At 44.7% G+C, this 9,027-nt stretch carries 9 protein-coding genes; 4 read left to right on the top strand and 5 right to left on the bottom strand.

Going from position 1 to position 9,027, the window contains the following annotated elements; genetic code table 11:
- Positions 1 to 7 precede the first annotated feature (7 nt).
- Positions 8 to 529 carry a 6,7-dimethyl-8-ribityllumazine synthase gene (gene ribH, locus ACP69U_RS12060; RefSeq protein ID WP_045445783.1) on the bottom strand — a complete coding sequence of 174 codons (522 nt, stop codon included), beginning with the start codon at positions 527 to 529 and terminating at the stop codon, positions 8 to 10.
- 176 nt (positions 530 to 705) lie between these two features.
- Positions 706 to 1,488: an imidazole glycerol phosphate synthase subunit HisF gene (gene hisF, locus ACP69U_RS12065; protein WP_045452349.1), complete on the bottom strand. Its 783-nt coding sequence runs from the start codon at positions 1,486 to 1,488 to the stop codon at positions 706 to 708.
- A 179-nt stretch (positions 1,489 to 1,667) separates the two neighbouring features.
- Here hisF and ACP69U_RS12070 point away from each other — a divergent pair, with 179 nt between their 5' ends.
- The 3 genes from ACP69U_RS12070 to ACP69U_RS12080 are packed head-to-tail and all read left to right on the top strand — an operon-like array spanning position 1,668 to position 4,174.
- Entirely contained in the window at positions 1,668 to 2,903 is a 1,236-nt protein-coding gene (locus ACP69U_RS12070) for a homoserine kinase (RefSeq protein ID WP_198330045.1), read from the top strand.
- Positions 2,904 to 2,953: 50 nt separating this feature from the next.
- Positions 2,954 to 3,265: a putative signal transducing protein gene (locus ACP69U_RS12075; RefSeq protein WP_227694293.1), complete on the top strand. Its 312-nt coding sequence runs from the start codon at positions 2,954 to 2,956 to the stop codon at positions 3,263 to 3,265.
- Positions 3,266 to 4,174 (top strand): class II glutamine amidotransferase, encoded by a 909-nt coding sequence (locus ACP69U_RS12080; protein WP_426138633.1) that lies wholly within the window; start codon positions 3,266 to 3,268, stop codon positions 4,172 to 4,174.
- A 34-nt stretch (positions 4,175 to 4,208) separates the two neighbouring features.
- Here the strand turns inward: ACP69U_RS12080 and ACP69U_RS12085 are convergent, their stop codons facing one another.
- Together ACP69U_RS12085 and ACP69U_RS12090 are read right to left on the bottom strand one after the other, a co-directional pair.
- Positions 4,209 to 4,796 carry a YchJ family protein gene (locus ACP69U_RS12085; RefSeq protein ID WP_426138634.1) on the bottom strand — a complete coding sequence of 196 codons (588 nt, stop codon included), beginning with the start codon at positions 4,794 to 4,796 and terminating at the stop codon, positions 4,209 to 4,211.
- 45 nt (positions 4,797 to 4,841) lie between these two features.
- Positions 4,842 to 5,558: a metal-dependent hydrolase gene (locus tag ACP69U_RS12090; RefSeq protein ID WP_193007540.1), complete on the bottom strand. Its 717-nt coding sequence runs from the start codon at positions 5,556 to 5,558 to the stop codon at positions 4,842 to 4,844.
- Positions 5,559 to 6,018: 460 nt separating this feature from the next.
- On the opposite strand from ACP69U_RS12090, the gene acnA reads away from it, so the two are divergent.
- Positions 6,019 to 8,817: an aconitate hydratase AcnA gene (acnA, locus tag ACP69U_RS12095; protein WP_426138635.1), complete on the top strand. Its 2,799-nt coding sequence runs from the start codon at positions 6,019 to 6,021 to the stop codon at positions 8,815 to 8,817.
- 13 nt (positions 8,818 to 8,830) lie between these two features.
- Here acnA and ACP69U_RS12100 read toward each other — a convergent pair.
- Positions 8,831 to 9,027, bottom strand: a 197-nt coding sequence (locus tag ACP69U_RS12100) for a hypothetical protein (protein ID WP_426138636.1), incomplete at its 5' end; no start/stop codon positions are given.

Here is a 9,027-nt window from a genome sequence, read left to right on the forward strand (position 1 = left end):
GGCTTGATTAAGCGTCTTCACTGTCATCTTCAATATCTAACTGTGATAGTACCGCAAGCATTTCTAGTACAACCATTGCCGCTTCTGAGCCTTTGTTACCCGCTTTCGTGCCCGCACGCTCAATCGCTTGCTCAATGCTGTCAGTGGTCAAGACGCCATTGGCAACTGGGATATTGTAGTCCATAGCTACCGCGCTTAAGCCTTTTGCAGATTCGCTTGCAACGAAATCAAAATGCGGTGTGCTACCACGAATAATCGCACCTAAAGCAACGATGGCGTCAAAGCGATCAGACTCAGCAGCGCGCTGTGCAACCAATGGCAGTTCAAAAGCACCCGGTACACGGATAACGGTAATGTTGCTACCCAATACACCGTGACGTAGTAGCGCGTCAATTGCACCATCTACCAATGACTCAACCACAAAACCATTAAAACGACCGACGACGATACCAATACGAACGTCTTTATTTTGATGTAAATTACCATCGATGTGAGTCACGTCATTGCGCTGCTGTTGTAGATTTGACATAAAAAATCCTTTGCCGAATGGGCTTTTAATTAAAATGTAGGAATAAATAATGCGCTAAATATATCGCTACGCTCAAATGGCTTATTATCCGTTAGATAATCAGTTAAATGAACGAAAATAAGTGGTTAGCGCTATGATAACATTTTTTTCTGTTTTATTTGTACTTTACGAGCCTACTATAGACGCATTTGTATGCCTTGCGCTGCCATATACGCTTTGGCTTCTTGAACCGTATACTCACCAAAATGGAAGATGCTGGCAGCAAGTACGGCATCGACGCCACCTTCCAACACCCCTTCGGCTAAATGTTGCAGATTGCCGACGCCGCCTGAAGCAATAACAGGCACATTGACGCGGTTAGTAATTTGCTTCATCAATGCCAAGTCATAGCCTTTTTTGGTGCCATCACCATCCATCGAGGTCACCAATAATTCACCAGCGCCAAGCTCAGCCATTTTGCTTGCCCAAGCAACGGCATCAATCCCCGTTGGTTTGCGACCACCGTGGGTAAAAATCTCCCAACGCGGCATGATGATGCCATCGACATTGATATCTGCAACGCGTTTGGCATCGATAGCCACGACGATACATTGATTACCAAATTTCTGCGCCGCTTCGCCAACGAACTCAGGGGTAAATACCGCCGCAGAATTGATAGCTACTTTATCCGCGCCCGCATTGAGCAAATTGCGGATATCAGCGATTTTACGCACGCCGCCACCGACAGTTAATGGCACAAATACCGTTTCTGCCATACGCTCAACGGTATGATAGGTGGTATCGCGCTCGTCATTGGTCGCAGTAATGTCCAAAAAAGTAATCTCATCAGCGCCTTGTTCGTTGTAGCGTTTCGCTACTTCAACAGGGTCTCCTGCGTCTTTGATATCGACAAACTGCACACCTTTGACCACACGACCATTATCAACGTCCAAACAAGGAATGATACGCTTTGCTAACATAGGGACTTTCGCCTTATAATCAATTCATTCTATAAGCGCTAGTCTAGCAAAATCACCGCCATCTCAGGCAGGTTTTCGCAAGATTATTATGCTTTTAGCCAAAGTTTGCTCATGCACGGTACAATCACTGTCATTACCGTATCTATTTACCTTCTTTTAATTGCCATAAGTGAGATGTCATGTCCGTCTATACCCAGTTAACCGATGACCAGTTTGCCGCTTTTTGCCAGCGTTTTGGCGTGTCATTCGCGCGTGCCATTCCGATCACCCAAGGTATCAAAAACTCTAACTGGTTTATTCAAACGACTGACGATGTAGATGGCGCACACTCTTATGTATTTACCTTATTTGAAGAGCGTCCACCAGAAGATATCGAAAAGATGGCGATTATCTTAAATCAACTAGACGGTAAGTTACCGGTCGCTGCGCCGTTATCACTCGTTGATAGCGCAGAAAAATGTTATGTCATTCAATACGACAATAAAGCAATTACCTTAGTGCCATGCCTAGCAGGCTCGCATCCCCAGCAGACGACGCAAGCGATGTGTCATGAAATTGGCGCCGCTTTAGCGATGCTGCATGAGACATTGCAAGCACTACAACCTGCGGAAGAATATGGCGTGCCTTTATACCCATGGAGCGAGGTGCGCGATCGTGAAAGGCAGTTTATGCCAGCTGACGAAGCCAAATTGATGAGTGATATTTGGCAGTCTTATACGGATTTGCCGCTTGCGACTTTGCCAAAAGGCTTATGTCATTTAGACATGTTCGCTGATAATACCTTATGGGACTTATCGTTAAATAATAGCCAAAAAGGCGCAGAGCGTCTGACTGGGTTGTTAGATTTCACCGAAGTTAGCGTCGAGCACTATGTGATGGATATTGCCATTACGATTAATGACTTTTGTACCACGTGGGGCGATGCTGAGCAGGGCGAGTCGGTGAATTTTGATCGCAGTAAAATGGCGGCTTTTTTGCAAGGCTATGAGTCGAAACGCATGCTCGGTGAAGATGAAAAACGTGCCTTACCAGTAATGTTGGCAAAAGCGGCGGTGATTTTTTGGCTATTACGTCTCAACGTTATTCACTATAACCGTACCGAAGGACGTACGGGCGATAACATCATGGTCAAAAATCCTGACCTGATGAAACGCCTTGCTGCTTATCATTGGTCACATGTTGAAAAAGCGCAAAGTACAGTGTTTGTACTAGAACATGCGCGTTATAAAGATGATAATAAAAATAACGATGTCGAAGATTTTAAGATAATCGGTGTGTTTGCGACTGAGCAACAAGCACAAGCTGCTATTGAGCAATTAAAATCACAATCTGGCTTTAAAGATTATCCAAACGGTTTTCATATTGATGCTTATCCGTTAAATCAAATTAATTGGTCACAAGGTTTCGGTTGCTAATAGAATAATAGCAACGAGTTATATTTATAAATATCTAAAAGGAATTTATCATGACCGATCAAGTTGATAACTGGCACAAACTGGCACGCTACGACACCAATATGCAGGGTGAACTGCATGCCAATCTGCTGCGTAACAATGGTATTACGGTGTCTCTGCAACCGCTGAGCGCAATGCCGGGTATGAATTCTGGGATTGTGCTGTGGGTACAGGATACTGATTTGGCGCATGCACAGCGTATTTTGGCAAATATTGACACCGATGGGGCAACGCCTTATGAGGTGTTTGATGAAACGTCGGCAGCCAAAATTAACCCTACTTTAAATCCTGCACAAGACGACAATAACGGCGGTGAAGTATAAATGTGTCAACTCCTAGGAATGAACTGTAATACCCCAACCGATATTGGTTTTAGCTTTGCAGGGTTTCGTCGTCGTGGCGGTATGACCGACAGTCATGAAGATGGCTTTGGCATTGCATTTTTTGAGCGTAGCGAATGCACTAATAGTGACAAACCAGAGAATGCTTCAACTGGTCTACGCTTATTCCATGACAATCGCCCAAGCCATTTATCGCCCGTGGCTGATTTGGTTAATAATTACCCGATCAAAGCCATGAACGTCATCGCTCATATTCGTAAAGCGACCCAAGGGCAAAATTGCTTGGCAAACACCCATCCCTTTGTCCGTGAAGTGTGGGGCGAGCAGTGGGTATTTGCGCACAATGGACAAATGAATAGCGAATTTATCAAACGTTGTCAGCGCTTGCAAGACAACGGCAACGCCTCGCATTGCCAGCCAGTCGGTTCAACCGATTCTGAGATGGCGTTTTGCTACCTTGTTAATCGCCTAAAAAGTAGCTTTAAAACCCGTCCGGATGACCAAACGCTGTTTAACTTTTTGACCACCCAATGTCGATATTTATCTGCCAATGGTTTATTTAACTGCTTGATATCAAATGGTAGCTGGCAATTGGCTTATGCGGGGAGTTTATTGTTTTATCTCACGCGTCAAGCGCCGTTTGGTGAGGCGAAATTGGCAGATGATGATTTGGCGATTAACTTTGGCGATGTGACGACAGATACGGATAAAGTGACTATCTTAGTCACTGTTCCGCTCACTGAAAATGAAAAATGGCAACAGCTAGCCGTCAATGAATGTCTGATATTCCAAGATGGCGACGTCATTTATAAAGACAGCCCAAGCCAGCGTAAGTTTTTGACGATTGAGGAAGGGATTGCGGTAGCACGTGCAGTTGGAGCGAGTGTTTAGGGTCGAGCAATATTTAATATTGACTAAATATCAGTTAGATATAAGCGCCGCAACACCGCTTAAACTTCTCACCTGACGCACAAATACACGGTTGCTTTTGGCTGACAGTCATCGCAACCGTCGGATCTAAAAAGTACCAGCGCGCATCGTTATTAGCTTTGTCTTTTACTCTCACAAAGGTAGACCGCTCATGATGCGCCTGCACTTTCTCTTCTAAATTATTTGCATTATTAGTTGGCTTGAAATAAGCCTTAAACTCAACTTGCGCATGGCGTTTGCCTAGCTTTGGCGTGTGCGCTACGATTTCTAATCCTGCCCAATTTGTCTCTTTTGCCCACGATTCAATCGCCTTGATATCCAACAAGTTTTGCTGCGCGGGTAAGGTGGTTTTGACGATATATTCTGGCTTAATCAACATAAAGGCACTATAGCGCGTGCGCATAAGACGTTCGGCTGTCTCCGCTTTTATACCCTCTGCTTTGCCAACCTCACCATTACAAAGAGCATCATTATAAACAGCCTCATGATAAGGCTGACAGCAATCTTTATAAAGTAGTGGTGAGCTGATAGCGCTTGATGATGGATGAATTTGGCAAGGGCAAACGTGTAGATTAGGTTGCATGTTTTATTCTCATTTTCGTTTGGGTTTTACTACTTTACCGTATCTTTATCGCAGCATGCTTTTTATCAGTTCTGGCAATATGCCAACTTTTAGCTGTGCCCATGGTGCTGGGTCACGCAGCTGCTGCCAAAATGCATCAAACGGTGGGGCAAAATAGACCAACATGGCGAGCAGTGTATATAGCAATAAATACCACCACTTATCTTTAGGCTGATAAAACTTCATCGCTGTACCTGATGAGCGCTTCATTTTCATATTCGATAAGTTAACACTATATAGCTCGTCCAATGTCAAATGCACTAGCGCTCCACCGAATAAAAATAAACCGTAAAACCAACTTGCCGTTAATGGGAGGTGCAAAACGTAGTAGCTTAAATAAGTCAGCCCCAAACCCAAAATTGCCATATAAGGCACGGAGTGAATCACGCCGCGATGCACGGTCATGTTGGTAAAAATAGAGAAAACCACATAACGCATAAAGCCGTAGCCTGCCAGCCATAATGCAATCAGGGCGAGCAAACTCAGCTCACTGCGCCAATGCATGACCAAACCAAAGGCAAAAATAAACGAAGTAATATTAAACCCAAGTTTAATCGGTGTGGAGTTATCAGAATCCAAATCGGGAAGTAGCCCACCGATAGTGCCGAGCGCCACGCAAACTAAAAACCCCGAATCATCAATCAATCCCGCTTTATAAACTGTCAAACTGAGCGTACCACTGACCATGAATGCAACATTCAGGTGGGTGTTAAAATTTGCCATAAAAACTCATCAATAAGTAGCGCGCGAAACGATTGTTTCGAGGCGTTTGCCTAGCGGTAAAAAAGCGCACCATAATAGCATAGCGCAGCCAAACGTCTAAGAGATAAGGCTCGTATGCAGCGACTGGTTTACCCATTACCTTTGATTCTAATATGTCTTTGGAAAATATATTGATACTTAATAATAGAACGTTAAACCCTTGTTACGTTTACGATTATGCCACGATTTGACAACGTCTAGACGTTAACAAAGCGCCGCCGTTTTGTTATGGTAAAAGAGCGTTATTGTTAAGTCCTAAAGAGTCGCTTAGCTATTTTGTTAACTCAACTTTATATTCTACTGTGTCAAATAATAATGATTTTGAATACAACTCGTACAATCATCTATCTAGCCACCAATCCTAAGCATAAACCTATAACCGTTTGGGCTTAGGATCTATAACAACGATAAGGAAGCTACCATGAGTGATATTTTTAATGTAAAAGACACTATTACGGTCGATGGCAAGGAACATGCCTATTACAGTTTGCCAAAGCTGACCGAAACTTTTGAGCACATCAGCAAATTGCCATTTTGTATGAAAATCGTCTTAGAAAACCTATTACGTAATGAAGATGATGGTCAATCTGTCGGCAAAAACCACATCGAAGCCGTTGCCAACTGGGACGCAGGCGCAGAAGCGTCAAAAGAGATCGCCTTTATGCCAGCCCGTGTAGTCCTGCAAGACTTTACTGGTGTGCCGTCAGTTGTCGATTTGGCAGCCATGCGTGATGCCGTGGTTGAGCTTGGCGGTAAAGCTGAGCAAATTAACCCCTTTATCCCGAGTGAATTGGTCGTCGATCACTCTGTACAAGTTGATGCTTATGGCCGAGAAGATGCACTAGACTTGAACGAAAAAATTGAATTTAAACGTAATAATGAACGTTATGAATTCCTGCATTGGGGTCGTAATGCGTTTAAAAACTTTGTGGTCGTACCACCAGCCACTGGTATCGTGCATCAGGTTAACCTTGAATACTTAGCTCGTGTTGTAATGGCTGCTGATGTCAATGTTGATGGTAAAAGTGAGCTGACGGCTTATCCTGATACGGTATTTGGTACTGACAGCCACACGACGATGATTAATGGTATTGGCGTGCTTGGTTGGGGTGTCGGCGGTATTGAAGCGGAAGCGGCAATGCTTGGTCAACCGTCATCAATGCTGATTCCACAAGTGGTCGGCTTTGAGCTAAAAGGCAAACTCACCGAAGGCGTCACTGCGACGGATTTGGTATTGCGCGTGGTAGAGATGTTACGTGCGCATGGTGTGGTTGGTAAATTCGTTGAGTTTTATGGCGAAGGCTTACACAGTATGCCACTGGCGGATCGTGCGACGATTGCCAATATGTCACCAGAATATGGGGCAACCTGTGGTATTTTCCCGATTGACCAAATGGCGATTGATTATTTGCGTCTATCAGGTCGTGAAGAAAGTCAGATTGAGTTGGTCGAAAAGTATGCCAAGGCGCAAGGCTTATGGCACGATGCCGATACGCCAGCAGCGACTTATTCAAGTAAATTAGAGCTTGATTTATCATCGGTACAGCCCGCACTTGCCGGTCCGAACTTGCCACAGCAGCGTATCAATTTATCTGATATGCACGAAAAATTTGGCGAAACTTTAGAAAAAATGACAAAAGACCGCAAGTCAGAAGTCGAAGGCAAGGTACGCTTTGATGAAGAAGGCGGCGAGCAAGAGCAAGCGGATAGACTCTATGTTAAGCCTAATGTTTTCTCTGACGTCAATATCGATGATAAGAGCCATAAATTGCGTGATGGTTCTGTCGTTATCGCAGCGATTACCTCATGTACCAATACCTCAAACCCTGCAGTGATGATTGGCGCGGGATTAGTGGCGAAAAAAGCCGCTGCAAAAGGTCTAAAAGCCAAGCCTTGGGTCAAAACTTCATTGGCACCTGGTTCGAAAGTCGTCACCGATTATCTTGAAAAATCTAAGTTAATGGACGAGCTTGAAAAAACAGGCTTCTATTTAGTGGGTTATGGTTGTACCACGTGTATCGGTAACTCAGGACCGCTCTTAGAGTCGATTGAAAAAGGTATCGAAGAAAAAGACTTAGTCGCTGCTGCTGTATTATCAGGTAACCGTAACTTTGAAGGTCGTATCCACTCGCACGTAAAAGCCAGTTATTTGGCGTCACCACCACTCGTAGTTGCTTATGCGCTGGCAGGTACGGTTGATATTGACTTAACGACGCAGCCGTTAGGACAAGATCAAGATGGCAAAGATGTCTTCTTAAAAGATATTTGGCCAACGTCAGATGAGATCAATGAGCTGATTGCCAATAATATCGATGCGGATATGTTCCGCAAAAACTACGGCGAAGTGTTTGACGGTAGTGCCGCATGGAACGCTATTAGCTCAGCCGATAGCCAGTTGTATCCGTGGAGCGAAGCGTCTACTTATATTAAAAACCCGCCGTTCTTTGATGGAATGACCATGGAGCCAGAAGGTATTCCTGATATCGAAGGCGCACGCATCTTAGGGTTGTTCGGTGATTCAATCACCACTGACCATATCTCACCAGCGGGTAATATCGATCCAGATTCGCCAGCAGGTAAGTACTTGCAAGAGCGCGGTGTGATGCAAGCCGACTTCAATAGCTATGGCTCACGCCGTGGTAATGATGCAGTCATGACACGTGGTACTTTCGCCAATATCCGTATCAAAAATACCATGATGGCTGGCAAAGAGGGCGGCTATACTTATTACTTTAACGGTGATAGCGCCACGCTTCAAGACGGCGAAGAAATGGCCATCTATGATGCGGCAATGAAGTATAAAGAAGACAAGCGTCCGCTCGTGGTACTTGGCGGTGCAGAATATGGCTCTGGCTCTAGTCGTGACTGGGCCGCGAAGGGTACGATTTTGCTTGGCGTAAAAGCAGTATTGACCAGCTCGTTCGAACGTATTCACCGCTCAAACCTCGTCGGTATGGGTGTGTTGCCATTGACCTTTAAAGACGGTGAAAACGCAGATACCTATAAACTGGACGGCTCAGAAGTGCTTAGCATTACAGGTCTAGATAATGGTGAGAGCAAGACCGCCAAAGTCACGGCCACGCGTGCCGATGGTTCGTCTGAGAGCTTTGATGTCAATGTCATGCTACAGACGCCAAAAGAGCGCGAGTACGTGCGTCATGGTGGCGTGTTGCACTATGTGCTACGTCAATTGGCTGCTGAGAGTAAAAATGCAGCGTAATAATTGATTGGATTTAGAATAAAAAAGCCCAGTCGTAATGACTGGGCTTTTTCGTGTCTGGTTTTTGAATGATTTTTTTAGGCTGAGGAAGGGTAATCATCCCAACCATAAGACACTTATCAAATAGAATTAAGCTGCGTGGTTTAGTTTCTGCATTGGCGTAAAACCGCCATTGCCCATATTCGGGCGCTCGTGGTTGTAGTGATATAA

Source organism: Psychrobacter sp. TWR1-1-1 (assembly GCF_049895865.1).
GTDB classification, from domain to species: Bacteria; Pseudomonadota; Gammaproteobacteria; order Pseudomonadales; family Moraxellaceae; genus Psychrobacter; species Psychrobacter immobilis_A.